Genomic DNA, 26,955 nt, shown 5'->3' with positions numbered 1-26,955 from the left:
AAGTAAATAAGAAATTTGCAGAATGGATAAAATATCAAACGCAGGAATTTTCACAATCCTATTTGTAAGTAGCTTAACGATTATGGCAGGTGCGGTAATTGCGCCCTCGCTGTCAGGGATTTTAGCAAATAATGATCTTGGTTTTTCGGCAAGTTGGCTTATTACCCTACCTTCTTTGGGAGTAGTGCTTTTTGCACCGATCATAGGTAGGCTAGTCAATAAATTAGGAACCTTAAAACTGTTATATATTGGCTTAATACCCTATGCTATTTTAGGAGTTGCGGGAGCCTATATAACTTCAGATTATTTACTCATAATAGATCGAATTCTATTAGGTGCAGCCACAGTTGCGATTCAGGTATCTATCACTACCTATATTGCTCAATTTTTTACTGGAGATGCACGTATGAAGATGATCGCGTGGCAAGGAATGGCTATTGAGTTAGGCGGAGTTGTATTCCTCGCCATAGGGGGAATAGTGGGAGAAATTAATTGGCAATTCCCATTCTATATTTACCTTACAGCTTTAGTTTGTCTAGTTCTAGTAGCTTTATTTCTTCCAAAGCCAGAGCCTAAAGAGCAAGCTGCAATTTCTTCCAGTGCATCAAATTTAGTAAGCAAGACGACTGTAAAACTTATTTTTATCACCTCGTTACTTGCCATGATGCTGTTTTTTATAGGTTTTGTAACGCTACCACTTTATCTACCCCAGTCATTTGATTTTACTGAATCTCAAACGGGTTATTTACTCGCATTTATATCGGTAATTGCAATATTAACCGCAAGCCAAATGCCACGAATGGTTAAAGCGCAGGGAAGTACAAAGACTGTTGCATTAGGATTTTTATTTTTCGCTTTAGGTTATTTAGTTCTGGCTATTACGTCAAGTCTGGCATTTTTAATAGTGACTGTTATATTTATAGGTATTGGTTTTGGATTTACAATTCCCTTGTTAAACCATTTGATGTTAGAAAACAGTACTCCCCATAATCAAGGAAAAAATTTAAGCCTGTTTTCAATGGGTGTTTTTGGAGGGCAGTTTTTATCTACGTTTATAGAGTTTATTTCTGATACTTATGTTGCAATTTATGGCGTTGCTACGGGGCTAGCTTTTATCTTTTGTATAGGTATTTATTTTGTATTTCAGAAAGTGATTAAATAACCAAAAGAATTCTCCCTATTTTTGAGGTACAGTTGGTAGGACATGTATTTAACAAGTTGGGAAAATAAATTTCAGATTATTGAAAATTTTCAGGGAGGCGAGGAGCAATTCGCAGGAAACTCTATGGGTATCTATATTAAATATGTAAATACGCAAGAATTGCATATTCATTATAAACCCTTGAATGAAAATTTTAATGATACTATCTTTTTGAATAAGCTTGGAATCTTACTGAATTTTGAGCGGGATCTGATCGATGAGGACGATATTGAATACGCTCTGGATGTAATGTCCCTTTTCAATAGAAGTCCGCGATTGGTCTTGTCTGACTTAAAAGAAATTGAGCATTTAATAAGTATTTTGGATCATCTGAAGTCAGAATTTCATAGAGTAGACAGTTCTTATATAATGCTGAAAACCTTGTTGAAAGTTCTTTTGTTACATCTTATTCGATGTCAAAATGATCGTTTCATAGAGCAAGATCTTAATCAAAAACGCGTATTTCAGTTTTTAGAGCTTATGGAAACTCATTTTCTTAATGAACCTAATGGCTTATTTTATGCAGAGAAATTGGGCATTAGTGAGAAACGACTTAATCAAATCTTAAAAGCAAAACTAAAGCTCACAGCAAGGCAAGTAATACAGCAACGCCAAATAACTGAAGCTAAACGCGAACTCGTAAAAACTGAAATTACCACAAAAGAGTTAGCTTATATGTTGGGGTTTAATTCGATTAGTAGTTTTTCGAGATTTTTCAGAAAAAATACAGGCATAAGTCCTTCAGAATTTAAGAAAACAAATACGATAGAAGCTTAAAATATGCACTTCTACTACTTTGATTATAACAATCAAATAACACGAGTTAGCAGAATGAGAACGACTATCTTTGCAGCAAATTAAGGAATTGCAACTATGTCGTTTAAGAAATTAATAGAACCTTTAAAAGAAACACTGGCTCAAAAGGGAATCAAAGAACCTTTACCATTACAAAAGAAAATTCTTTCAAAAATAAAAGGAGGGTCGAGTATGTTTGTGGTTGCTCCTAAAGGAGCTGGTAAGACGACCAGTATAATTTTAAGTGTAATTCAAAACTTAAAAGGACAAGCAGTTGCAGATGCACCACGCGCACTTATTTTTGTTGAAAATAAGCAAGCAGCGCTTGAGTTGGAGTCTGAGTTTTATCCTTATGTAAAAGATACAGATTTACGCGTTTATTGCGCATATGATGAGAAGAATATAGACGATCAACGTGACGAAATTTATATGGGAACAGATGTCGTTATTGCAACGCCAAAACGTCTGAATAAAATATTCTTTTTAAACGGAATCAATCTTAACGAACTGCAGATGTGTATTATAGATGATGCACACTTTTTATTAGGTAAAAGTAGTTTTGGCGATGTTGTGAGAACTCCAGAAAGTATAGGTAAATGCCAGTATTTAATTTTTACTGAAAAGTTTGATAAGCGATTTGAAAATTGGCAGGATACATTTATGTATAATTCGTTATTGATAAAGCAGTAATATTTACATACCGCTAGGAGGAATGCAGATGTTTACTTTCTCTTAATATACTTTAGTATCAGATTATTCAATATATAGAATTCTATCTTTGCACTATGCAATCTCAAATTCTTTTCATAACTCCGCCATTTACACAGTTAAATACTGCCTACCCCGCGACGGCGTATTTAAAGGGTTTTCTGAATGAACACGGAGTATCTGTTGCACACTTTGACTTAAGCATCGAATTGTTTACAGCACTATTTACGGCAGACTTTTTAAAATCTGTTTTTGAAGAAGCTGATGCTTTGGAGAATTATAATTATCCACTAGTACGAAAATTTAAAAAGCTATATATATCCCGGGTAGATGCTGTTATATCTTTTCTTCAAAAAGAAGACCTAGAAGGTGCTCATCACATTTTACAGCCTAATTTTTTACCACAAGGACACCGACTCAAAAATGTAAATACTAAAATTGCCTGGTCACCGGGAAATGCAGGTATTATTGATAAAGCAAAGCATTACGGAACTTTATTTATTGAAGAAATAGGAGATTTTATTCAAGCTAATGTTGACGAATTTTTTGCCTTTACTAAATATGCAGAGCAGATAGCGACTTCAGCAAGTAGTTTTGACGATATTGATGAATTTCTAAGTTATCAACCTACCCGAGTTGAAGAACAAATGCTTGATCTGCTAATTGATCAAATAAAAACTGTAAATCCTGCTTTAGTTTGTTTTACTATTCCATTTCCAGGAAATTTATTCTCTGCACTACGTTGTTCTCAATTTATTAAGCAGCTATTTCCAGATATTAAAGTAGCTTTTGGAGGTGGTTATTGTAACACCGAGTTAAGGTCTTTAAAGGACACCAGAATCTTCGAGTTTGTAGATTTTATTTCGCTTGATGATGGCGAGGGTCCACTTCTAAAAATAATTAATTATATAGAGGGAGGTATTTCTATAGATGAACTGGAACGTACCTTTATTTTAGAGGAAGGTCAAGTCGTTTATAAAAATAAGATTCCTAATACGATCTATCATCATCGAGATTTACCGGCTCCAGATTATAGCGGATTACCATTTGATAAATACGTTTCGTTTCTGGATGTTGTAAACCCGATGCATCGAATGTGGACAGATGCACGCTGGAATAAGCTTACGATATCTCATGGGTGTTATTGGAAACAATGCTCATTTTGCGATGTTAACCTTGATTATATAGGCAATTATCAAAATACAACAGCGAGTAAGCTTGTAGATAAAATTGAGAAAATTGTAAGTGATACAGGGATTACAGGTTTTCATTTTGTAGATGAAGCAGCCCCGCCAAAAATGCTTAGAGCCTTATCTAATGAATTAATAGCACGGAAAATTAAAATCACATGGTGGACAAATATAAGATTTGAAAAAACCTTTGATTATGATTTGTGCGCCTTAATGGCTCAATCTGGTTGTATCGCAGTAACTGGTGGACTTGAAGTTGCTTCAGATCGACTTCTGGCTAAAATGAAAAAAGGTGTAGACATAGCTCAAGTGGCTCGTGTGACGCATTATTTCTCAAAAAATAATATAATGGTTCACGCATATCTTATGTATGGTTTTCCTACTCAAACCGAGCAAGAAACTATAGATTCGTTAGAAGTAGTGCGTCAGCTGTTTAAAAATAATTGTATTCAATCAGCTTTCTGGCATCAGTTTACAACCACCATTCATAGCCCTATAGGCAAGAATCCCGATGCTTTTGAAATTCAAATCACCGGACCCGAATTTGAAGGTTTTGCTCAGAATGATTTGTACCATGTAGATCCGTTGGGGGCAGATCATCCTAAATATACTGCCGGTCTCAATCTTGCATTAAATAATTATCTTAATAATGCGGGACTGGAAAAAAACCTGCAACACTGGTTTGACTTTCCTATTGTAGAAACGAGTCATCCCAAAAATATGATTGGTAATTATCTACTCGATCAAGTTTCAAAAGCGAGTTAGCGTAAGGATATATTATCTTAGTGGGAAACTACTTTTAATCCTACTATCGAGCCGATAAGTGTAGTTATAAAAAAGAGACGTAAAAAAGTAGCAGGCTCCTTAAAAATTAAAATACCTACAAGTACCGTTCCTACGGCTCCGATACCCGTCCAGACTGCATAGGCAGTGCCTATAGGTAATGTTTGAGTTGCTTTAATTAGTAACCCCATACTTATTAGTAAAGCGATTAGAAAACCGGTATACCATACATACATTTCCTTACCTGTGGTCTCATTTGCTTTACCCAAGCAAAATGCAAAAGCTACTTCAAACAAACCTGCAATTATTACAAGAACCCAATTCATCGTATCAATTCAATTTAAGTTTGTAAAGGTCGATCATCCCTATCATATTTTGAAAATCTAGGTATTAAATTAAAAAAAATGCCTCCTATGAGGAGGCATTTCAAATTCAAAATAATATAATAGTTAAACCGAATTTGCAGTTTTTGTAAAGTATTTTTTCCGTAGCCAAAACGAAACTCTTACTAATAATATAAGAGCCGGAACCTCAACTAAAGGACCTATGACACCTGCAAACGCCTGCCCCGAGTTCAAACCGAATACGGCAATTGCTACCGCAATAGCCAGTTCAAAGTTATTTCCTGCCGCAGTAAATGCTACAGCGGTAGTTTTATCATATTCAGCTCCTGTAGCCTTTGTAAAGAAAAAGCCTATGATAAACATTAATGTAAAATAGATTAGAAGTGGTACGGCTATAATTAACACATCCATTGGGATTTCTACGATAAGCTCACCTTTAAGTGAAAACATAACCACAATAGTAAAAAGTAGAGCGATTAAAGTAAGTGGAGCAATTGTAGGGATATACTTTTGCATATACCATTCTTCCCCTTTAGTTTTCACTAATATTAAACGGCTAAGTATTCCTAAAACAAATGGAATACCCAAATAAATAGCTACACTTTCTGCAATAGTACCTACAGAAATATCTACGATAGCTCCTTCAAATCCAAAATAGGGGGGGAGTACTGTAATAAATAACCACGCATAGAAGCTATAAGCAAATACTTGAAAAATACTATTTAAAGCAACCAAACCTGCCCCATATTCACTACTACCTTCAGCAAGATCATTCCATACGAGAACCATTGCAATACAGCGAGCCAAACCAATTAGGATAAGACCTACCATATATTCAGGATAATCTCTTAGAAAGGTTATAGCCAGAAGAAACATTAGAACAGGACCTACAATCCAATTTAAAATTAGAGAGATAGATAAGATTTTAGTGTTTTTAAAAACTTTGGGTAATAAGGAATAATTCACTTTAGCCAGTGGTGGATACATCATAACAATTAGACCTATAGCAATAGGAATATTTGTAGATCCGCTGCTTAAAGAGTTAATTACAGTAGGAAATGATGGAAAGAAATAGCCTATACCAACTCCTATTACCATCGCAACAAAAATCCATAAGGTTAAATTTCTATCGAGAAAACTCAATTTTTTTTTAGCCATTGTATCTTTTATTTATTTATTGATTTGAGAAAATATAAAGAACATTTCCGTTGCTATTTGAAGACTTCTCTCGGCATATTTTTCAGTTTGCTGAGGAGTGTTGTCAAAAACTTTTGGGTCTTCAAATGTTATAGGAATACGTTTTTCTGCACCGGCAATAAATGGGCAACCACCATCTGCTTGCGAGCATGTCATAATTGCTGCAAAATTGAATTTAGGATTAAAATCATCATCAAGTTTTTTAGAAAAACCTATCACAGGTGATTCACTTGCTCCATACTTTATACTATAAATAGGATTATCACCTTCAGAAATGGTTTTGACTGCAAAACCGGTACTTTCCAGTGTTTTTGCTACCATAGGAAATAAGGCTGTAGCCTCTGTTCCTCCAGAATAACAGAAAACATTATCAATATTAAAGTAGGTCGCCATTGTCTGTGCCCATACTTGCGAAAGATGACTCCTTCTTGAGTTATGAGTACATATAAAATTGATGCGTACAGGTTGAGCAGCCGATACTTTAGATTGAATAAAATCTGCTAAAGGCTGCAATACTTCTTTACGCTCTTGTGAAATAGTATCACTATCTAGTTTTGAGATAAAAACAGAAATGTTATCAAATAATAGGTTTTCTTGAGTATTCATAAGTTACCAGATTTTGATTAACAGCAGTTTCCTCCTGGAGTACAACTTGTACCCGTTGCTATATCAGCCATTTTTAATTTGGGCTTTTCTTCAGGAATACCACAACTTTCTTTAGCAAGACAGTCGGTTTGCTTTGAAGTAAGCAAGAAATTTGTACCGTCAAAGTCAAGTCCAAATTTACCAATAGTATCACCTTGATATTCTACTTCGATTTCAAGATCATCAAGCTTTAAAATCTTCTCAGATAATTCGATTATATCTAAAAGTTTTTCAGGATGTAAGCGGTGATCATAATCATTTGCGTTCCATAGTTGAAAATTAGCTACTTCTTCATTACGTACGGTACCACCACAATCAATAAAATTCTTGGTGATTTTACCTACTTCTGTTACGTGGAAATGATTTGGAACTAATTCGCCATTAGGTAATTGAAAAGCGATTTTCTCTAATTGTCTTAAATTATTTTTTACTTCAGATAATTTCATAATTATTTGTTTATTGCGATTATACGATTAATGAATTTAAATTTTTAACAGCAATCGTTGTTTAGGCTTACATCCTGATCTAAAAATTGATTCATTAAAGCCTTCATTGCGGTCCAGTTTTCTTTGTCTATGCAATAGCAAACACTGGTGCCTTCAACGTTTCCCTTAATTAAACCAAGGTGTTTTAATTCTTTGAGATGTTGAGAAATTGTAGGCTGAGCTAATCCTATTTCATTTACAAGATCGCCGCATACACAAGAATCTATTTTAAACAGATGTTGTAAAATAGAAACACGAGCAGGATGTCCAAACGCCTTAGCAAAGAGTGCAATCTTATTTTGCTCATCGGTAAACATTTCAGTTTTAGCTAAACCCATAATTAAATATTAGTACATTGCAATATTACGATTAATAAGGTAAATCCTAAAACTAGATGCTGATTTATTTCAGCTATTTTCTATTAAATTAGAATTGATAGGAATTTGTGGAGTTACTTTACTTCGCATAATTGATTCTATATTTATCCAATGCTCTTTGCGCATCGTGTATAAAACGCGATTGTAAAACCTAACTTTCATTCTAAATAAATTGTTGTTTCGTCTGTAATAGGTGAGCGTGCACGCCTTATTTAGCCAGCCTTCATCAACCCCATTCCACACCCCAGAGATCGTAAGAACGTTATCCTTAAGGACAGGAAAGACTTCATACAAGTCTATTTTTTTTAATTCAGTAATCGAGAATCCAGATTGCGTAAAAAGTGTTGCGATACGCTCATAATCATACTCAAGCAATTCTGTGTCTAAGTAAAAAGAGGCAATAGCGTGCCATACAATTTTTCGATTATCAATATCATCTTGCCTGGAATGGCGAACTTTAGTGGTTAAAAACCGCTGACTTTTTCTGGAATATAACTTTTTGTATAAATTATTTTTGGTTCTCATTCACTCTCGTGCTGTTGCAGGCATTAATGATATTTAAATTTCTGATTTAAATAGGATTATATAACAATGCTACGTTTAATTTTCTAAAGGAATCAAATGTTGTAGATTAATTTATTATTAAATGCAGTTAATCACTATTCTTATCAGTTTTGAGATGGCGTCCACGTGGTTGGTTGGCTTTATAGAGAACTTCATCTGTGTGAAGAAATACTGCAGCTGCAGCAGAATCTTTTACTTTCTTACCACTACGTTTGAGCATTTCAGATTCAAAATTTAATAATATACGTTTTCTAATACCTTCTTCCCGCCAGCCAGAATTAGGTCCGCATCCCTTATAAATCTCACGAGCAAGAGCAAGAGCATCAAGCAAAGCTTGATTTGCTCCCTGACCTTTAAACGGACTCATAGGATGTGCTGCATCACCTATTAATGTAGTTTTTGAAGCATGTACAAAATCCTTAGTTTCTAATATTTCCCGGTCATATACTGGATACCCAGATATTAAATCGCTAGATGTAGCGGCGAGAGTTTCGGGAATAGGACTGTGCCACTCCGTGCGTCGACAGGCTTCTTTTTTAAGAGCATCACTTCCCAATGCACTGAGACTTTTGGCCTCATTTTCCGGTAATGGAAAACTTAATTGCCACATAATATGATCTTTATCATAAGGCATCATATAAATGCGTTCATTGCCATTAGCAGTTTGAAAAACCGTTGCTGAATCTAACAAAGGGTTTTCAATATCTTTTAATTTTGACAACGGGCAAATACCTAAAATAACGATACAATCTAAATATCTTAAAGGTTTATTATTTTCTTTTAGTAAAAGATTACGAACCGCGCTAAAAATTCCGTCGGCACCCACAAGTACATCAGCTTTATCAGATACCAATTCATTATCGTGTATAAAATTTAAGTTTATAGATTCGGTTTCTGAATAACTTAAAAGTTGATGATCCCATTTAACCGAGTCTGATTGCAATAGCTGATCTAATAGTTCTTGACGTAAAGATTGTCTTGCAATATGAATATTTGTGCGTTTTGAAAAAGGAGCTGATTGCGACTCGAGCCATTTGCGCATTCCCCATTCACCTATAATTTCACCATTAATAGTATGAACAACGTGTCTGGTTGAGATAATCCCCTCTTTAAGATCACTAAGACCAAGACCTTTTATTGCCGAACTTGCTTGTTGCAAGGTTAGTGCGTATCCTTGTGACCTGGCATTAAAACTAGAATCACGCTCATATAATGTAAATGGTATTCCCCGATGTAAACAAGCAACAGCTAGAGCAACACCTCCAATACCGCCACCTATAATAGCAATAAGTGGAAAATTATTAGAATCTGGCTTTGGAAAATTAGGAGCTTTGATAAGACCAGAACCCTTACAAGTTGCACAAAGGTATTTATGAGCTTTAGGAGGTATAGGTGTTGGAGCCTCGCCTTTAAGCGCGGCCGCTAACTGTTTTTTATAATTAAGACGGACTTTCTTGCGTATTCGCCGCTTACGTCTCCCTTCACCCTTACAGTCACTACAGACCATCCAGCATTTATTTTCTGTCGCTTTATCTTTCAATTATAAATCATTTGTACTGAAGTGTAAATTACAAGATTCTACGTTTTTAATAGGATAAAACGTTAGTTTAATGTTTGCATTCTTTGCCCAACATCTTAGATTGAAAATCAATAAATACCAAACAATTATTTACGAAGTAAATCGGAAGGTTCTGGAGACGTAGAAGTATTTTCCGGATCTTTAGAATCTGTAATTTCGTGCATTTCCACACGTGTGCGGGGCAAGCTATGCGGATAATTATTTTGAATAAATACTACAAGTTTTTCACGTACCAATACGCGTAAGTCCCACGAAGTAGGAGAATCTTTTGCGCTCATAAGAGCTCTTGTTTCTACGACTTCATTTTTTGTATCTGTAACTTGCAGAACATTAACTTCACCATCCCATAAATCTGTACTTTCCAAGATTCGAGTAAGTTCGTGACGTAAAGCATCAAAGGGTACGCTATAATCTGTATAAATGAAAACGGTTCCCAGTATATCTGACGAATTGCGCGTCCAATTTTGAAATGGTTTTTCAATGAAATACGTAGTGGGTAAAACCAATCTTCGTTTGTCCCAAATCTTAACAACAACATAGGTCAAATAAATTTCTTCAATACGGCCCCATTCTCCTTCAACTACAACAACATCATCTATACGAATTGGTTGGGTAAATGCGATTTGTATTCCTGCCATTAATGTTCCTAAGGCTTTCTGAGCGGCAAAACCAATGATAATACCAGCAATCCCAGCAGAAGTTAAAATACTTACGCCAATTGCTCTTATATTTTCAAAACTCATCAATGCAATACTCACGGCAAATAGAACAATTACAAAAATGATAACCCGTTCGAGTACGCTAAACTGAGTGTAAATTTTTCTAGCGTGCACATTATCTGAGACACTCATATCATATTTGGTAAGAATGTTTCTTTTAAATGCTTTTATTACTAAAATAATTGCCCAGGTAATACTTGTGATGAACAATAAGGTGCTTGCATGAGACAGAATATCTTGATTTATATATGCTGTAATTTCTTCTCTTACAAGAACGATTCTTAGAATTAAAGCCAACAAAAATAATGCGAGTGGTATGCGTATGCGGGTTGCAAAGTTAACAGGCAAAATTGTACGTGGACTTTTACCAAACTTTTTTAAAGCATAAAATAAAAGAGTGAAGACTAATATCCCAGATATTAAAATTATTACAAGGAATAGTGAAAGTCTAGAATCTATATACGTACTCATATGCTAATATTTATATGTGTTTATTATAAAAATAATAGGTTGAAACTGTATTACTTGTTAAGAATATTAAAAACTTGAACTTGTATTTAACTATATCGATGGTAAATAATTAGAATTTTCAATTAAAGTAAAAAAGCCTCAAAACATGAGGCTTTTATTAGTTATTAATTAAAAAAAATTTTAAGGCAATTCGTCTCCTTTTGAGGCAATGTAAATTTTGTACCATTGTTCAAGGCTCATTTCAACTTCAAGCGCATCAACCGCACTCTTTATTCGGTTTATGTGTTGAGAACCTACAATAGGCATTATGCCAGCAGGATGTTTTAATAGCCAAGCATACATCACTTGGTCAATTGACTCCACGTTTAAGGCTGCTGCAATTTCTTTTAATACAGAATGCAAGCGATGTTCTTTATCAGATTGAGGTTTAAATAGACCGCCACCTGCAAGGGGAGACCATGCCATTGGCTTAATATTATGTTTCTGAAGAAACTCCATATTTTCATTTTCGAAATGCTCTAAACAAGAAACTGAAATCTCAACTTGATTTGTGGCAAGAGGCATATCCAGATGTGATTGCAAGCTGTCAAATTGCATCGGTGTGAAATTTGAAACTCCAAAATTTAGCACTTTACCACTTTGTTTTAGTTTATCAAATGCTTTTGCAACCTCTTCCGGATTAAAAAATGGAGCAGGTCTATGTAATAGCAAAAGATCAAGACGATCTGTACCCAAATGCTTAAGTGATGCTTCAGCCTGCTGTACTATATAATTAAAACTATAATCATAAATTTTCACATCAAGTTCTGGGTTCGCATCTGTATTTAATCGAATTCCACATTTACTTATTAATTCCATTTGATCGCGTAAAGATGGCTTTAAAGCAAGTGCACGGCCAAAATAAGCTTCACACGTATAGTTTCCATAGATATCGGCGTGATCAAAGGAGGTTATTCCCAATTCAAGAACTTGTTCAATAAGTTTTAAAAGTTCCTGGTCACTAAGATTCCAGTCTCTTAAACGCCAGTAACCGTGTATAATTCTTGATAAGCTAAGATTATCATTGAGTGCTAGTTTGTTTTCCATATTGTTTGTTTTTCCGCTATAGCGAAAATTAGTTGTATTTAAACTTAAGTAATTTGACGCTATAAGCTACTATTCCTACTCGGTTAAATAAAGCTGAACTTGTTTCTAAATGCAAATATAGTATGGTTAAGACATCGTGAGATTAACATATGTTAGACTCACTTTCTATATACATAGAAGGAACTATTCTACAAGCATTATAGTACCAAAAAGACCTGAATCATATTCAATTTGATTCTTATAATCTTCTGGAATCTCGATAGAGCCTAAAATGGTTTTTGAATTTGTAGAAGCATCTGTAGAGCTATAAGCAATTGCAAAACCCATTTTCTTGTTTTTAATTAGCTTCACCGCTTCATTCGGGAGGTTATCACAATAACTTTCATCAAATACGGTTAACCTGATTTCCCAATAAAGGTTAGAATCAGATTGTTTGATTTCACTATCTATATGATTATTGTAAAAAGCAGGTTGTCCTAAGGTGTTATAGTCAAGAATAAATCCGTCAACAAGTGTATGATAAGAAAAAGCGCTATGGTCATTTGCATAATTACCTCCGCTATTATTTTCATCAATATATAGTATTAGTCTGCTTTGGTTTTCAAATGTACTGAGAGGATTATTTAATGAGCGTTCTAACTTAAGATTTTCAATAACCACCAAAATGTATAGAGCGTCAGGTGTCCAGGTAAGTTTATACCGTACAGAATTTTTATTTTTTCCTTCCCAATCATTATCTAAAGGAATCCAATTTTTATTTTTCCAGGCAATATCATTGGGAGATCCATCTATATTTGGTGTAATTAAAGAGCGCTTTACTGGTTGATAATCAGTATTAGATTTTTCAAATAAGTCAGGCTTTGAAGTTTTTTGGTTACAAGCTGATAAGCCAAGAAAAATTAGTAGGTATAAAAAACGCATAGTTGAATTTAGAAAATCTTGGATTGTAATCTAGCAGCTATTTTTTCTGAAAGATTAAATTACTAACACCGATAATTGGACCTAAGGCTAAAATAAGAAATAAATAAGGAGCATAATTTTCTACAAAATAACCAACAAATTGAATACTCACGATAGTTATGGCAAATCCTATGCAATTTACTATCGTCAATGCCGTACCACGGTATTCGGCGATTGTGTTATTGGCTATTAAGGTAGAGAATTGCGGACTATCTGCAACCACTACAGCTCCCCAAAACAAAATAAATACTATAAAAACCCATAGAGGTGCCAATAATAAAAAAGGTGAAACTAGACAGCAAATCCCCGAAGCGCTAAGGGAAAATAATGCTACAGATTTGCTCGTAGTTTTTTTACTTATATGCCCTCCGAGAGCACAAGATACAGCTCCTATACTTAGAGTTAAAAATGCCAGTAGCGGTATATTTATGTTTAGGGCATTCTCAGTGTTATAAAGTGTAATGTATAGAGGTACAAATCCCCAGAATGCATAAAGTTCCCACATATGTCCCCAATATCCAATAGCTGCTGCTTTAAATGGTCTGTGCTTAAACATTGTTGATAAGCCAGCTAATTTTATTTGCTGTTGAGCTTTTCTAAAAGGTCCGTTAGGCACACCTAAACCTACCAAAAGTCCGCCTGTTAAAGCTAAAATACTTGTAAGCAATGTGATTGTTTTATAATTGATAGCTACCCCAAGACTGTTTAAGAAATGGGGGAGGGCAGTACCTAAAACAAGTGCACCTACTAGATAGCCTAACACTTTTCCTAATCCCTTTTCAAAATAATCAGACGCGATTTTCATTCCTACAGGGTAAATACCTGCCAGACAGAATCCTGTTAAAAATCGAGAAATAAGTATGGTAGTAAAGGAAACACTAGGTGCTAAAAGAGTGAGATTTACAAGAGCTCCTAAAGCTGCACAAATAAGAAATACTTTTGATGGAGCATAGCGGTCTGAAATTGCAAGTAGTGCAAATAGCAGGGTGCCTGCAATAAAGCCAAATTGAACAGCTGCTAAAATGGTGCGTATCGCATCAGACCTTCCTAAATCTGAAAATGGAAGTTGTGGAACCACAATATTGCCTACAAACCATAGTGAAGTTCCTAAAAATTGGGCTATTACTATAATAAATACTACACGAGATTTAGAAGATATAATCACAAATACAAGATTATTCTACCGGTTCTGCCGCAAGTGCAAGATGCTTACCATCTGGACTAATTGATATACGTGTAATATTGGTTAACTGGTATTTATTTAAGCTCACTAAAAACTCCCAGGCAGGTTCACCAAATAAATCATACACAAAGAGGCTGTCTCCACTTCCTACAAGTATGCGGTTTTCATCTAACCAAGTGTAATCTTGTCTTCCTATTGGTAATTCACAAACAAAATAACTGGTAGGTTCGTCTACTGAAAGATCTAAAACATATAAATCCAAATTTTGATCTTCATTAACCACGGTATAGCTTAATGATTTTGACTTAGGTACTTTTTGCAAAGACCTACCTACATTATTCATAATCATTTTTAAATTCTGTTTTGAAATATGACCAGAATATAAATCCATTTGATTAGGAACTAAAACAGAGGCTATAAAGGTGTCTTTATCGTAAAACGAAAAATAACCTACCTGACTACTGTCTAGCAGCTTTTGAAAAGCTTTGGTTTTAAAATCATATACAGCAAGTCGTTGTCTACCTTCTGAATCTTGACGCACCGCCACGACGCGATCGGTTTCTGGAAGGCGTTGCGGTGAGAAGAATCCGCTGTTGGGTTCGTCAGTTAAAACAGAAGCTTCCTGTGTGCTGATTTCATAAATACCTATTGCCGTCAGACTGTCTTCCGTGCGACTGTACAAGACTGTATTTTCATCATAAAACGAAGGTTGATTATCGTACTTTGGATTTTGAGATATATTTTTTCCACTTAGAACCTCAAGAGTAGTAGGACTAGTTTTTATCTCAAACAAATAAACATCTGGACTAGTTTGTGCTACTGCGGTTAAGGAAACCAGACAAAATAGAGCTGAAAAAATGTAGTTTAGCATAGTTAATTAAATAAAGTTTTAAAGATACTGATGTTTATATGAAGACAGCAAGTATTGAGCCGATTTGACAAATACAGGAATAAGATTAAGTATTACATTACAAGCTAAACATAATCTTCGGATCTAAATAAAAAAAAACCTGTAACAAATTTGCTACAGGTCTTTTTCAGTCTTTCTTAGGAGTGAAAGGCTAGAATGGATATGTATTTTCTGAAGTTATCTTTTCAGCAATAAGATTGCGTAAAGCAACTACATTAGGCTGATTTTGATACTTTGTAAAACGCTTTAATCCCATAAGCATCATACGTTGTTCATCTCCCTCAGCAAAAGAAACAATACCTTCTTTTGCTTTTAAATTAATGGTGTCAACTGCGTGATACAGGTATAATTGAGCCATAGCGATTTGTTCTTTTTGAGTGTCTTCACCAAAACGTTTTACATTCTTTTCGGTACGTAGAATGGTACTTTCTGCCATGTAAATCTCAATTAGAATATCTGAAGCAGCCATTAATAACTGTTGATGAGATTCTAAATCGGGTCCATATTTTTGAATTGCACTACCGGCAACCATTAAAAATACTTTCTTCAATTTTGCTACAATCGCTTTTTCTTCTGAAAGTACCTCTGAATAATCTGGGGTGTCAAAAGACGGAATTCCTGTCAATTCTTCACCTACCGCCATCGCAGGATTTAAAAGATCTACGTGACCTTTCATAGCTTTTTTAACAAGCATTCCTACAGCCAGCATACGGTTAATCTCATTTGTACCTTCATAGATACGGGAGATACGGGCGTCTCTCCAGGCAGCTTCCATAGGAGCATCTGCGCTAAAGCCCATTCCTCCGAATATTTGAATCCCTTCATCTGCACAACTCTGCATATCTTCTGACGCGGCAACTTTCAAAATAGAACATTCAATCGCATATTCTTCAACACCTTTAAGTTCTGCTTCTTGATGTGTATTGCCTTCGCTAATACGTATACTAATGCGGTCTTCTATATTTTTTGCAGCTCTATAAGCAGCACTTTCACAAGCATAAGCATTAGTTGCCATCTCGGCAAGCTTAGATTTTATAGCCCCAAACTTTGCAATAGGCGTTTTAAATTGCACGCGCTCGTTAGCATATTTTACCCCCATATCAATTACACGACGTTGAGCATCAAGACAAGCTGCAGCAAGTTTTATACGACCCACGTTAAGTGCATTCATCGCAATTTTAAAACCTTCTCCACGACCTGAAAGCATATTTTCTACCGGAACTACCGTATCGTTGAAGAAAACCTGACGTGTTGATGAAGAGTGAATACCTAATTTCTTTTCTTCTTCACCTAGTGAGATTCCGTTTGTAGGATCATTTTCTACAATAAATCCAGTGATATTTTTATCATCTTCTATACGTGCAAAAACAATAAACACATTACAAAAACCTGCATTTGAGATCCACATTTTCTGACCATTGATCTTATAGGTCTTTTCGTCTGAAGAAAGTTCGGCTTTAGTTTTGCCACTATTAGCGTCAGATCCAGCTCCCGGCTCTGTTAAACAATAAGCGCCAAACCATTCACCTGTAGCTAACTTAGGAACATATTTTTTCTTCTGTTCTTCGGTACCGTAAAGTGTAATAGGCATAGTACCGATACCGGTATGTGCACCAAAAGCGGTAGCGATAGAACCGGTTGCTCCAGAAATATAATCGCAAACAAGCATTGTAGAAACAAAGCCCATCCCAAGACCATCATATTCTTCAGGAACAGCTATACCTAAAAGACCAAGTTCACCAGCCTTACGCATAACCTCTTCCGTAAGTGCATAATCTTTATGTTCAAAACGCTCTCTGTGGGGAACAATCTCTCGGTCAACGAATTCTTTAACCGTTTCTTTCATCATTTTTTGCTCCTCGTTAAAGTCTTCAGGAGTAAAAACATCTTCACAAGCGGTTTCTTTAACTAAAAATTGACCACCACGTAAAATTTCTTTGTTGTCTGCTGTTTCTGCCATTTTTGATAGGATATAAATAGAGAGATTAGCTTTTAATTAAACCAACTTCTCAAAATATTTTATGAATAAATTTTATTTATGGGGACTACAAAAATCTATAGCCTTTGGTTAATTATTAATTTAAAAACTCGTAAACTCCTGCAGCGCCTTGACCGGTACCTACGCACATAGTTACCACCCCATATTTCCCTTTCATTTCACGCTTACGCATTTCATCAAACAGTTGTACTGAAAGTTTAGCACCTGTACAACCTAATGGATGTCCTAATGCTATTGCACCTCCATTAACATTTACAATATCTGGATTGAGTCCTAATTCTCTTATAACAGCCAAGGATTGCGAAGCAAATGCCTCATTAAGCTCCATAAGACTAATGTCATTTTGTTTTAGACCTGCTTGTTTTAAAGCTTTGGGAATAGCTTTAACCGGTCCAATACCCATTATGCGAGGTTCAACACCTACTGCAGCAAAATTGACCATACGAGCAATAGGCTCAAGGTTAAGTTCTTTAACCATTTCTTCACTCATAACCAATACAAATGCAGCACCATCACTCATTTGGGATGAATTACCGGCAGTTACACTACCACCTTCAGCAAAAACGGGACGAAGTTTAGAAAGTATTTCAAGTTTTGTATCGGCACGAGGGCCTTCGTCTTGCTTTACGGTATAAGTCTTCGATTCTTTTTTACCAGCATCATTTACAAAGGTATGCTCAACTTCAATAGGTACAATTTGATCATCAAAACGTCCTTCAGCTTGTGCTTTTAAAGCTTTTTGATGTGAATTGTAGGCAAATTGATCTTGATCTTCTCGAGATACGTTATATTGATTTGCCACTGCTTCTGCAGTTAACCCCATTCCCCAATAATAATCTTCATTACCAGCTTTAGCTACTTTATAGTCTGGCACAGGTTTGTAACCTCCCATTGGGATGTAACTCATACTCTCTGCACCACCAGCAATAATACATTCTGCCATACCTGCTTGTATTTTTGCAGATGCCATTGCGATCGTTTCAACACCAGATGCGCAATAGCGATTTACAGTTACACCAGGAACATCTTCAATTTTTAAACCCATTAAAGAAATTAAACGACCTACGTTAAGACCTTGTTCTGCCTCTGGCATTGCATTACCTACCATTACATCATCAATACGTGTCTTATCAAAATTAGGCAGCTCATTCATCATATATTCGATGGTCTCTGCTGCTAATTCGTCTGGTCTCTTAAATCGAAACAACCCGCGAGGTGCTTTACCTACGGCTGTTCTATATGCTTTTACGATATATGCTGTTTTCATTAATATAGATTTTAGATTATAGACTTTAGAATTTTAATCCTAAGGCTATTTGAATTTCTTTATAAGTATATAATTCATCTTTTAAACTTCAACCAACTCGTCAAATAAGCGGTTAAATCATTTCATTAGAAACTAGACCTAATTTTTTAGATTTAGATTAGTTACGCAGCGGTTTACCTTTTTGGATCATATGTTGTAAACGCTCTAAAGTTTTGCGTTCTCCAGTAAGACTTAAAAAGGCTTCACGTTCAAGATCTAAAAGATATTGTTCACTTACATAAGAAGCTTCAGATAGGTCACCACCAGCCATTACGTAAGCTAATTTATTGGCTATTTTCTTATCGTGATCACTTATGTATTTACCTGCATTCATTTGGTCTGTACCAACATAAAAAGCACCTAAAGCTTGTTTACCGAGTACTTTAATATCAGTACGAGGTATTGGTTTTGTGTACCCTTGATCTGCCATAAATTTGGCAACTTCTTTAGCAGCGGCTATTTGTCTGTTTTTATTCACGACTACAATATCTTTACCTGGTTTTAAAATACCAAGATCATAAGCCTCATATGCCGAGGTAGATACTTTCGCCATACCTATTGCTAAGAAATATTCACGAAGTCTATTTAATTCAACATCATCTTTATGATAGGTTTCTGATGCTCGTAAAGCCATTTCTTTAGATCCACCACCACCGGGAATAACACCTACACCAAATTCTACAAGACCTATATAACTTTCTGCAGCTGCTACAACACGATCTGCATGTAAAGTCATTTCACATCCACCGCCCAGAGTCATTGCGTGAGGAGCTACAACTGTAGGAATAGAAGAGTAGCGAAGACGCATACACGTATCCTGAAAATACTTAACAGCAGCGTTTAATTCGTCATATTCCTGCTCCACAGCCATCATAAATATCATTCCGATATTTGCACCTACAGAGAAGTTTTTCCCTTGGTTTGAAACTACAAGACCCGCAAAATCTTTTTCAGCCATATCGATGGCCTTATTTAAACCAGCTAACACATCACCACCTATAGAATTCATTTTTGATCTAAACTCTACGTTTAATATTCCATCACCTAAATCTTCAACAACAACACCGCTGTTTTTAAAAACTTGTTTTGACTCTCGTATGTTATCTAGAATAATGAAACCATCCTGACCTGGTTTTTTGACAAATTCTTTCTTCGGAATGTCATAATAAAAAGTACTTCCTTCCTTAACGGTGTAAAACGAATTTTTACCAGATGAAACCATTTCTGAAACCCATGAGGCAACTTCATACCCTTCAGCTTTCATCAATTCGATACCTTTCTCAACGCCTACAGCATCCCAAATTTGAAACGGACCGTGTTCCCAACCGTAACCAGCACGCATCGCATCATCAATTTTATAAAGTTCGTCTGTAATTTCTGGAATACGATTTTGAACATAAGCGAATAATCCAGCAAAATTTTTACGGAAGAATTCACCTGCTTTATCTTTTCCATTAACAAGTACTGGAAAACGATCTGCCACATTATCGATCGATTTTGTAAGCTCAAGAGTTGTAAATGAAGCACGTTTATTTGCACGATACTCCATAGTATTTAAATCTAGGGTCTGAATTTCACTAGAACCATCTTCATTTTTTATTTTCTTATAAAAACCCTGACCCGTTTTACTTCCCAGCCATTTTTTATCGTTCATCAGGTCGATGTAATTAGGCAAAGCAAAAAGTTCATTGCGCTCATCATCTTTTACATTGTCACGTATACCATTAGCAACATGTACAAGTGTATCAAGACCCACTACATCTACAGTTCTAAATGTGGCAGATTTGGGTCTGCCTATAATAGGACCTGTAAGTTTATCAACCTCTTCTACAGTCATACCTAGTTCTTCAACAGTATGAAATAGACTCATAATACTAAAAGTACCTACACGATTACCTATAAATGCAGGAGTATCTTTTGCAACTACTGTTGTCTTTCCTAAGAACTTTTCGCCATAAGAATCAAGAAAATCAAGCACGTCCTGATCTGTTTTTGGACCAGGAATAATTTCAAAAAGATCTAAATATCGAGCAGGATTAAAGAAATGAGTTCCACAAAAATGCTTTTGAAAATCATCACTACGTCCTTCACTCATAAACTTGATAGGAATACCTGATGTATTAGACGTAATTAATGTTCCCGGAGTACGATGTTTATCAAGATTTTCAAAAACCTGCTTCTTAATATCCAGACGCTCAATAACAACCTCAATAATCCAATCTACATCTTTTACCTTAGCGATGTCATCTTCCATATTACCTGTTGTAATGCGTTTTGCAAAATCTAGATGGTATATAGGTGAAGGTTTTGACTTTAATGAGTTTGTAAGATGATCGTTAACTAAACGATTACGTACCACTTTACTCTCTAAAGTTAATCCCTTAGCTTTTTCTTTATCGGTAAGTTCTCTGGGAACTATATCGAGCAATAATACTTCGACTCCTATATTAGCAAAATGACAAGCGATACCACTTCCCATAATCCCGGAGCCAATAACTGCAACTTTGTTTATACGTCTTTTACTCATTGTTTTATAGTAGTTTCAGATGTGTTATATATTTTTTTATTTTGAATCAAATCATTGATAACATGGACAACCTCAAAAAAATGATCAATTTTTTGACTGTCTATATTATTTCTAATAGCTTCATTAAAGCGTAAAACTCTATCCTTACTAAAGTCTCTGTTTTCTCTACCAAAGTCTGTAAGAAAAATTAATACGCCGCGACCATCAGCAGGATTAGGTTTTCTTTCGATCAATCCACGTTCTTCCATAGATTTTAAGGTACGTGAAAGACTAGTAGCTTCCATTCCCATTTTTGGACCTAAGGCTGTAGATGGTGTTCCTTCTTCAGGGTCTATACTTAGTAATGCAAAGCCAGTAGCCATTGTACTATCTAATTGAGCAGCTTGCTCATTGTACATTTTTGTAATGGCTTGCCAGGTTGCTCTAAGCGCGTGATCTATTGTTATATCTTTTTTACTCATACGTTTGCGTAAAGTTAAAAAAATAATACTATGCGTGCATAATAAATTGAATAAATTTTAGCAGATTAACATTTGGTTCGTTACTGCAGCTATATATCCATAAAAAAACTCCTTATTTCTAAGGAGTCTTTCAATTATTTATGGTCGTAAATTTTATTGTATTGAGCAATATACATTTGCTTAACGATACGTCTCTTTAATTTCATAGTAGGAGTGAGGTGGCCAGAATCTATACTCCACTCATCGGGAGTAAGTTCAAACCGCTTAATCTGTTCCCATTTACCAAAATGCTCATTATATTGATTAACGTCTTCCTGAATGCGATTAATTACATCAGCATTGGTAACTAAATCTTGATTAGTTGTTCCTATATCAATACCTTTCTTTTTGGCCCATTCGGTAACAAATTCAAAATTAGGTTGAATTAAAGCTGCAGGCATTTTTTCGCCTTCACCCACAACCATAATATGCTCGATAAAACGGGATTGCTTCATCATATTCTCAATAAGCTGTGGAGCGACATATTTACCACCGCTTGTTTTAAACATTTCTTTTTTGCGATCTGTAATTTTTAAGAATCCTTGGTGATCAATCTCTCCTATATCTCCAGTATGAAAATAACCATTGATAAGAACCTCCTCGGTCTTTTCAGCATCTTTATAATAGCCTAGCATTACTTGCGGACCTTTAATTAAAATTTCGCCATCTTCTGCAATTTTCACTTCTGTTTCCGGAATAGGTTTTCCTACAGTTCCTATTTTGAATCCTTCATCTCTCATATCATTAACAGATATCACTGGCGAGGTTTCTGTAAGACCATATCCTTCCATAACAGCGATTTCTGCAGCATTAAATACACGTGCTAGCCGCGGCTGTAATGCTGCGCTACCTGAAGCAATTACTTTTAAATTACCCCCAAGTGCTTCCTGCCATTTACTGAAAATCAATTTGCGTGCAATTCCTAATTTTTGCTCATACCACCACCCGTTTTGGCCATAAGGTTCGTATTCAAGTCCGAGCTCTACAGCCCAGAAAAATAGTTTCCTTTTAATACCCGTTAAATCAGCACCCTTAGCAATGATTTTATCATATACCTTCTCTAGGAGACGAGGTACTGCGGTCATTACTTCTGGCTGAATTTCTTTTAAGTTTTCACTTATTGTATCAAGCCCTTCTGCAAAATAAATACTTACGCCAGAATACTGATACAAATACATAAGCATACGCTCGTAGATATGGCAGACAGGTAAAAAACTTAAAGCTTTACTTTTTCCTGGAACTATAGGAAATCTACTTGCACTATTTAATGCATTTGAGGCAACATTTTTATGACTAAGCATAACCCCCTTAGGTTTACCTGTAGTTCCTGATGTATAAATAAGTGTAGCTAAATCATCCTCGTGAACAGCATCTTTTAATTTTTCTACTTCAGCTTGTAAATGGGTATCTTCTTCTTTAACCTCTTCCCAGCTCTGACAACCAGCTATTGAATCAAAGCAATAAACTCCCTTTAAAGAGGGTACATTATCTTTTATCGCATTTAATTTGTCAAGAACTTCTTTATCTGAAACAAAACAGTAAATAGATTCACTATGGTTGAGTACATATTCATACTCTTCTTTGGAAATAGTAGGGTAAACAGGAACGTTTTGAGCACCTAATTGAAGGATGCCAATGTCCATAATGTTCCACTCTGTACGATTTGTAGAAGAGATTACAGCAATTTTATCATTTGGTTTTACGCCTAATTTGAGAAGGCCTCGACTAATAGCATTAGCTTGATCAATATAAGATTGGGTAGTTGTAGCGACCCACTTGCCGTCGTATTTAGTTACCAGTGCATTGTCTAATTTGTAGTTCTCTAGCTGGTAGTATGGGAAGTCGAAAAGACGTTTAATTTCCATTGCTTATTGAATAGGGTTTGTCTTGCAAAATAGCAATTTTGACAGCTATATTCTAATTTTTATAAAAAATTACAACGTTGTATTAAGAATATGGTATTTGTACTAAATGGTTGATAATTTATTTCCATTAAGGTTAAGAAAACAACAGTAGGTTATTTTGAATAATTTTAAATCACAAAAAATGCAACATTTTTCAATTAGCTAAAATTGAAAGATTTGCAATTCTCTCTATTGTTTATTAACACTTTATTAATCAGAGTTCTCTTGATTATCATATGTTAAATATTACTTTATAAAACGTTAAGAAATCACTCTTTTACCTAGTATTCCGATAGAGTTACAACTTGCGAAAAAGATCATGATTGTTAATCTTGCGTTAAATCATTAACAAACTTTTATATGGAATTAAAAAAACTACTTAGCGTATTTTTTGTGCTATTTCTTGGTATTTACTCAAGTTTTGCACAACAAAAAACTGTACGTGGTACGATTACCACTGCCGAAGATGGCCAACCTCTGCCTGGTGCTTCGGTAATAATTGAAGGCACGAGTAGAGGTACACAAACAGATTTTGATGGTAACTTTAGTATTGAGGCTTCTTCAACTGAAACACTAGTAATATCTTATGTAGGTTTTAAAAATTTAAGAAAGAAAATTGGGAGTGCTACTCAATTCTCATTAGCATTACAAGCAGATTCAGAATCTTTAGAAGAAGTAATTGTAACCGCATACGGTACAACTACTAAAGAGGCATTTACAGGATCGGCAAGCGTTATTAAGTCTGAAGATCTTGAGCAGCGTGTTGTAACTTCTCCTATAGCAGCTCTTGAAGGGTCTACTACTGGTGTTCAATTTATCTCTGCATCAGGACAGCCAGGTTCTTCACCTAGTGTAATAATTAGAGGTGTAGGTACACTTAATGGAAGTACAGATCCATTATACATTGTAGACGGTATTCAGTTTGAAGGTGGTTTAAACAGTATTAGCCAGAGCGATATAGAATCTATTACTGTACTTAAAGATGCAGCTTCTACAGCACTTTACGGTTCGAGAGCAGCAAATGGTGTAGTTCTTATCACTACTAAAAGTGGTAAAAAAGGTGTTCCTGCCCGTATTACTGCTTCTTCTCAATATGGTGTTGTTAATCAGGGTGTATCTAATTATGATGCGGTTAATCCCGGAGAGTATTACGAACTTATGTGGGAAGCTTATAAGAATTCGCTGAATGTTGCAGATCCTGCAGCACAAGCTTCAGCTTCCATATTCAATAGATTAGGTTACAATCCTTTTAATGTTCCTAACGATCAGATTGTAGGTACGGATGGAAAAATAAATCCTAATGCACAAGTTGTTTACCAAGGTTTAGACTGGTATGACGCATTACAACGAACAGGTAGTCGTATTAATAATTCGGTTTCTGTTTCTGCCGGTGGAGAGAATCATCAAGTGTTTTTCTCTACATCACACCTTAAAGAAGAAGGTTATGTAATACAAAGTGATTTCAACCGATTGACTTCACGACTTAATGGAGATTTTACTCCGGCTAAGTGGTTAACAGTTGGTGGTAGCATTAACCTTGCTCTTAGTAAGTCTAGTGGTTTAGGTGGTGCAGGTACCGGTAGTATTGTGAATGCATTTAATTGGGCTAAAGATCTAGGTTCAATATATCCAGTATACCAAGTTGATTCTAATGGTAACTACGTATTAGATGCTAATGGAGATCGTCTTTTTGATTTAGGAGAAGGTTATTCAGAGTACGGCATTCAGTCTCGACCATATAATCCAGGTCGTCATGGTATTGCTGAAACCATTTTTAATGATGAACAAACTGATATCAATAACTTAGGTATGCGTTTGTATTCAGAATTTACAATTATAGATGGCTTAAAAGCACGTTTGACATACGGTCAAGATGTTCAAGACTATATTAATAAAAGTTATGAGAATGCAATAGTTGGTGATGGTGCTCCAACAGGACGTTACGGAGAAACTCGTTTTAGAAGAACAGTAGAGAACTTCACACAACTTTTAACATACAATAAGTCATTTGCAGACGTTCACAATGTGGATTTAACGCTTGGTCACGAAAGTTTTGATCGTCATTATTCAGAAAATAATGGACTTGCAACAGTACAAACTGCTGAAGGTATATATGAGTATGACAACTTTTCTACTCCGGTAAGTTTAGGTGGTTACAGTTCAGACAAACGAATTGAGGGATATTTTGCACGTTTAAATTATAATTATGATAACAGATACTATGTAAGTGGTTCTGTACGTCGTGATGGAAGTTCTGTTTTTAACAGTGATGTACGTTGGGGTTCTTTCTATTCTGTAGGGGCTTCTTGGAGAATAGATCAGGAAAAATTTATGGATAACGTTGATTTTATCAATCAGTTAAAATTACGTGCTTCTTATGGTGAAGTTGGTAATGATGATTTATTAGATTTTTACTTATCACAGCCTCGTTATTCACTTACTTCAAATGCCGGAGATCCTGCGATATTTTTATCAGATATAGGTAACTCAGCATTAACTTGGGAAACTATCGAGAGCTATGATATAGCGTTAGAATTTGGTCTATTCAATAATTTCTTAGATGGTTCTTTTGAATATTACAAAAAGAATTCTTCTGATCTGTTATACAATCTACCTATTCCATTATCTAATGGTTTAAATGAGGTTCCTCAAAACGTAGGAACAATGTATAATGAAGGTTTTGAATTAGCTCTAACAGCAAATCTTATTAGAACTCAAAATTTAAACTGGTCTTTAACTGCTCAGGCATCTACTTTTAAGAATAAAATTACTGACTTACCATCACCGTTTGTGAATGGGTCAAAACGTTGGGAAGTAGGTCGTTCTAGATTTGATTTCTACATATATGACTATGCCGGTGTAGATCCAGATAATGGAGATGCTCTTTACAATATGTATGAAGGTGATGTTAATGCTGGTGAGCGTGTTCCTGTTTTGAATGCAGATGGTACACAAGCAACTACAAACGATTGGGATGAAGCAGGTAGAGCTTATGTAGGTGAACAATCTATTCCAGATTTAATAGGTTCTATCCAAAACCGAATTAATTATAAAGGTCTTGCTTTAGATTTTATATTCACGTTCTCTCAAGGCGGAAAAATTTTAGATAATGGTTATGCAGGTTTAATGCACACTGGAGATTATGGAGATGCTTATCATCCAGATGCGCTTAATGCTTGGAGAAACCCGGGAGATATTACTTCAGTACCACGTTTAGAAAATGGAAACTCAAACCAAGTACAAACACAGTCTACTCGTTTCCTTACAGATGCATCATTTGTTGCGCTACGTAATGTAAACCTATCGTATACATTTAATACAGATATTTCAGAGCGTTTAGGTTTTGAAAATTTACGTCTGTTTGTTGCAGGAGAAAACCTATACTTTAATAGTGAACGTAATGGTTTGAATCCGCAATACAACCTTGCAGGTACCGGTTCTGGTAATGACTACAATCCTTCTCGAGTAGTTTCTTTTGGAGTTAATGTTTCATTTTAATTAATCGACAAGAAAATAAAATTT

Annotated in this window: 22 protein-coding genes; 5 read left to right on the top strand and 17 right to left on the bottom strand. The window is 35.3% G+C overall.

The window, feature by feature from the left end:
• The first annotated feature begins 22 nt into the window (after window positions 1-22).
• The 4 genes from DSM00_RS06575 to DSM00_RS06560 all read left to right on the top strand — a co-directional run bounded on the left by DSM00_RS06575 (window position 23) and on the right by DSM00_RS06560 (window position 4,659).
• Window positions 23-1,162, top strand: a complete 1,140-nt coding sequence (locus DSM00_RS06575) for an MFS transporter (protein WP_128757225.1) — start codon at window positions 23-25, stop codon at window positions 1,160-1,162.
• 42 nt (window positions 1,163-1,204) lie between these two features.
• Window positions 1,205-1,978 carry an AraC family transcriptional regulator gene (locus DSM00_RS06570; protein WP_128757224.1) on the top strand — a complete coding sequence of 258 codons (774 nt, stop codon included), beginning with the start codon at window positions 1,205-1,207 and terminating at the stop codon, window positions 1,976-1,978.
• Window positions 1,979-2,074: 96 nt separating this feature from the next.
• The gene (locus DSM00_RS06565; protein WP_128757223.1) at window positions 2,075-2,686 is read left to right on the top strand and encodes a DEAD/DEAH box helicase; all 612 of its coding nucleotides are present in this window, start codon (window positions 2,075-2,077) and stop codon (window positions 2,684-2,686) included.
• A 95-nt stretch (window positions 2,687-2,781) separates the two neighbouring features.
• Window positions 2,782-4,659: a B12-binding domain-containing radical SAM protein gene (locus tag DSM00_RS06560; protein ID WP_128757222.1), complete on the top strand. Its 1,878-nt coding sequence runs from the start codon at window positions 2,782-2,784 to the stop codon at window positions 4,657-4,659.
• A 17-nt stretch (window positions 4,660-4,676) separates the two neighbouring features.
• On the opposite strand, the gene DSM00_RS06555 is transcribed toward DSM00_RS06560, so the two are convergent.
• From DSM00_RS06555 to DSM00_RS06475, 17 genes are all read right to left on the bottom strand, one after another.
• Window positions 4,677-5,003, bottom strand: a complete 327-nt coding sequence (locus DSM00_RS06555; protein ID WP_128757221.1) for a DMT family transporter — start codon at window positions 5,001-5,003, stop codon at window positions 4,677-4,679.
• Between the two features lie 123 nt (window positions 5,004-5,126).
• A complete protein-coding gene (arsB, locus tag DSM00_RS06550; protein ID WP_128757220.1) occupies window positions 5,127-6,179 on the bottom strand; it encodes an ACR3 family arsenite efflux transporter in 1,053 nt (350 codons plus the stop codon).
• A 12-nt stretch (window positions 6,180-6,191) separates the two neighbouring features.
• Window positions 6,192-6,824: an arsenate-mycothiol transferase ArsC gene (locus DSM00_RS06545; protein WP_128757219.1), complete on the bottom strand. Its 633-nt coding sequence runs from the start codon at window positions 6,822-6,824 to the stop codon at window positions 6,192-6,194.
• A 17-nt stretch (window positions 6,825-6,841) separates the two neighbouring features.
• Complete coding sequence (locus DSM00_RS06540; RefSeq protein WP_128757218.1) at window positions 6,842-7,309, bottom strand: DUF6428 family protein; 468 nt, start codon at window positions 7,307-7,309, stop codon at window positions 6,842-6,844.
• A gap of 44 nt (window positions 7,310-7,353) precedes the next feature.
• Window positions 7,354-7,686: an ArsR/SmtB family transcription factor gene (locus DSM00_RS06535; protein ID WP_128757217.1), complete on the bottom strand. Its 333-nt coding sequence runs from the start codon at window positions 7,684-7,686 to the stop codon at window positions 7,354-7,356.
• Between the two features lie 69 nt (window positions 7,687-7,755).
• Window positions 7,756-8,250 (bottom strand): DUF7079 family protein, encoded by a 495-nt coding sequence (locus DSM00_RS06530; protein ID WP_128757216.1) that lies wholly within the window; start codon window positions 8,248-8,250, stop codon window positions 7,756-7,758.
• A 127-nt stretch (window positions 8,251-8,377) separates the two neighbouring features.
• Window positions 8,378-9,796 (bottom strand): FAD-dependent monooxygenase, encoded by a 1,419-nt coding sequence (locus tag DSM00_RS06525; RefSeq protein ID WP_128757399.1) that lies wholly within the window; start codon window positions 9,794-9,796, stop codon window positions 8,378-8,380.
• A 158-nt stretch (window positions 9,797-9,954) separates the two neighbouring features.
• Window positions 9,955-11,058, bottom strand: a complete 1,104-nt coding sequence (locus DSM00_RS06520; protein WP_128757215.1) for a mechanosensitive ion channel family protein — start codon at window positions 11,056-11,058, stop codon at window positions 9,955-9,957.
• A gap of 180 nt (window positions 11,059-11,238) precedes the next feature.
• Window positions 11,239-12,144, bottom strand: coding sequence for an aldo/keto reductase (locus tag DSM00_RS06515; RefSeq protein WP_128757214.1), 906 nt, complete (start codon window positions 12,142-12,144; stop codon window positions 11,239-11,241).
• A gap of 183 nt (window positions 12,145-12,327) precedes the next feature.
• Entirely contained in the window at window positions 12,328-13,065 is a 738-nt protein-coding gene (locus tag DSM00_RS06510; protein ID WP_128757213.1) for a sugar-binding protein, read from the bottom strand.
• A gap of 37 nt (window positions 13,066-13,102) precedes the next feature.
• Entirely contained in the window at window positions 13,103-14,269 is a 1,167-nt protein-coding gene (locus DSM00_RS06505) for an MFS transporter (RefSeq protein ID WP_317127833.1), read from the bottom strand.
• Between the two features lie 10 nt (window positions 14,270-14,279).
• On the bottom strand, window positions 14,280-15,158 hold the full coding sequence (locus DSM00_RS06500; protein ID WP_128757212.1) for a TolB family protein: 879 nt from the start codon (window positions 15,156-15,158) through the stop codon (window positions 14,280-14,282).
• Window positions 15,159-15,348: 190 nt separating this feature from the next.
• Window positions 15,349-17,157 carry an acyl-CoA dehydrogenase family protein gene (locus DSM00_RS06495; protein WP_128757211.1) on the bottom strand — a complete coding sequence of 603 codons (1,809 nt, stop codon included), beginning with the start codon at window positions 17,155-17,157 and terminating at the stop codon, window positions 15,349-15,351.
• A 115-nt stretch (window positions 17,158-17,272) separates the two neighbouring features.
• Entirely contained in the window at window positions 17,273-18,463 is a 1,191-nt protein-coding gene (locus DSM00_RS06490; RefSeq protein ID WP_128757210.1) for an acetyl-CoA C-acyltransferase, read from the bottom strand.
• 157 nt (window positions 18,464-18,620) lie between these two features.
• The gene (locus DSM00_RS06485; protein WP_128757209.1) at window positions 18,621-21,029 is read right to left on the bottom strand and encodes a 3-hydroxyacyl-CoA dehydrogenase/enoyl-CoA hydratase family protein; all 2,409 of its coding nucleotides are present in this window, start codon (window positions 21,027-21,029) and stop codon (window positions 18,621-18,623) included.
• The gene (locus DSM00_RS06480; protein WP_128757208.1) at window positions 21,026-21,490 is read right to left on the bottom strand and encodes a MarR family winged helix-turn-helix transcriptional regulator; all 465 of its coding nucleotides are present in this window, start codon (window positions 21,488-21,490) and stop codon (window positions 21,026-21,028) included. The genes DSM00_RS06485 and DSM00_RS06480 overlap by 4 nt, the downstream gene beginning before the upstream one ends.
• A gap of 134 nt (window positions 21,491-21,624) precedes the next feature.
• Window positions 21,625-23,394, bottom strand: coding sequence for an AMP-dependent synthetase/ligase (locus DSM00_RS06475; protein ID WP_128757207.1), 1,770 nt, complete (start codon window positions 23,392-23,394; stop codon window positions 21,625-21,627).
• Between the two features lie 399 nt (window positions 23,395-23,793).
• On the opposite strand from DSM00_RS06475, the gene DSM00_RS06470 reads away from it, so the two are divergent.
• Window positions 23,794-26,931 (top strand): SusC/RagA family TonB-linked outer membrane protein, encoded by a 3,138-nt coding sequence (locus tag DSM00_RS06470; RefSeq protein ID WP_128757206.1) that lies wholly within the window; start codon window positions 23,794-23,796, stop codon window positions 26,929-26,931.
• The last annotated feature ends 24 nt before the right edge of the window (window positions 26,932-26,955 follow it).

The organism is Leeuwenhoekiella aequorea (assembly GCF_004104375.1).
GTDB lineage: Bacteria > Bacteroidota > Bacteroidia > Flavobacteriales > Flavobacteriaceae > Leeuwenhoekiella > Leeuwenhoekiella aequorea.
This window is presented reverse-complemented; position numbering and strand designations above follow the sequence as displayed.

What these genes read in the sequence shown, in the direction of transcription:
- DSM00_RS06575 (WP_128757225.1), top strand. Translation starts at nt 23, where the DNA reads ATGGATAAAATATCAAACGCAGGAATTTTCACAATCCTATTTGTAAGT.
- DSM00_RS06570 (WP_128757224.1), top strand. Translation starts at nt 1,205, where the DNA reads ATGTATTTAACAAGTTGGGAAAATAAATTTCAGATTATTGAAAATTTT.
- DSM00_RS06565 (WP_128757223.1), top strand. Translation starts at nt 2,075, where the DNA reads ATGTCGTTTAAGAAATTAATAGAACCTTTAAAAGAAACACTGGCTCAA.
- DSM00_RS06560 (WP_128757222.1), top strand. Translation starts at nt 2,782, where the DNA reads ATGCAATCTCAAATTCTTTTCATAACTCCGCCATTTACACAGTTAAAT.
- DSM00_RS06555 (WP_128757221.1), bottom strand. Translation starts at nt 5,003, where the DNA reads ATGAATTGGGTTCTTGTAATAATTGCAGGTTTGTTTGAAGTAGCTTTT.
- arsB (WP_128757220.1), bottom strand. Translation starts at nt 6,179, where the DNA reads ATGGCTAAAAAAAAATTGAGTTTTCTCGATAGAAATTTAACCTTATGG.
- DSM00_RS06545 (WP_128757219.1), bottom strand. Translation starts at nt 6,824, where the DNA reads ATGAATACTCAAGAAAACCTATTATTTGATAACATTTCTGTTTTTATC.
- DSM00_RS06540 (WP_128757218.1), bottom strand. Translation starts at nt 7,309, where the DNA reads ATGAAATTATCTGAAGTAAAAAATAATTTAAGACAATTAGAGAAAATC.
- DSM00_RS06535 (WP_128757217.1), bottom strand. Translation starts at nt 7,686, where the DNA reads ATGGGTTTAGCTAAAACTGAAATGTTTACCGATGAGCAAAATAAGATT.
- DSM00_RS06530 (WP_128757216.1), bottom strand. Translation starts at nt 8,250, where the DNA reads ATGAGAACCAAAAATAATTTATACAAAAAGTTATATTCCAGAAAAAGT.
- DSM00_RS06525 (WP_128757399.1), bottom strand. Translation starts at nt 9,796, where the DNA reads ATGGTCTGTAGTGACTGTAAGGGTGAAGGGAGACGTAAGCGGCGAATA.
- DSM00_RS06520 (WP_128757215.1), bottom strand. Translation starts at nt 11,058, where the DNA reads ATGAGTACGTATATAGATTCTAGACTTTCACTATTCCTTGTAATAATT.
- DSM00_RS06515 (WP_128757214.1), bottom strand. Translation starts at nt 12,144, where the DNA reads ATGGAAAACAAACTAGCACTCAATGATAATCTTAGCTTATCAAGAATT.
- DSM00_RS06510 (WP_128757213.1), bottom strand. Translation starts at nt 13,065, where the DNA reads ATGCGTTTTTTATACCTACTAATTTTTCTTGGCTTATCAGCTTGTAAC.
- DSM00_RS06500 (WP_128757212.1), bottom strand. Translation starts at nt 15,158, where the DNA reads ATGCTAAACTACATTTTTTCAGCTCTATTTTGTCTGGTTTCCTTAACC.
- DSM00_RS06495 (WP_128757211.1), bottom strand. Translation starts at nt 17,157, where the DNA reads ATGGCAGAAACAGCAGACAACAAAGAAATTTTACGTGGTGGTCAATTT.
- DSM00_RS06490 (WP_128757210.1), bottom strand. Translation starts at nt 18,463, where the DNA reads ATGAAAACAGCATATATCGTAAAAGCATATAGAACAGCCGTAGGTAAA.
- DSM00_RS06485 (WP_128757209.1), bottom strand. Translation starts at nt 21,029, where the DNA reads ATGAGTAAAAGACGTATAAACAAAGTTGCAGTTATTGGCTCCGGGATT.
- DSM00_RS06480 (WP_128757208.1), bottom strand. Translation starts at nt 21,490, where the DNA reads ATGAGTAAAAAAGATATAACAATAGATCACGCGCTTAGAGCAACCTGG.
- DSM00_RS06475 (WP_128757207.1), bottom strand. Translation starts at nt 23,394, where the DNA reads ATGGAAATTAAACGTCTTTTCGACTTCCCATACTACCAGCTAGAGAAC.
- DSM00_RS06470 (WP_128757206.1), top strand. Translation starts at nt 23,794, where the DNA reads ATGGAATTAAAAAAACTACTTAGCGTATTTTTTGTGCTATTTCTTGGT.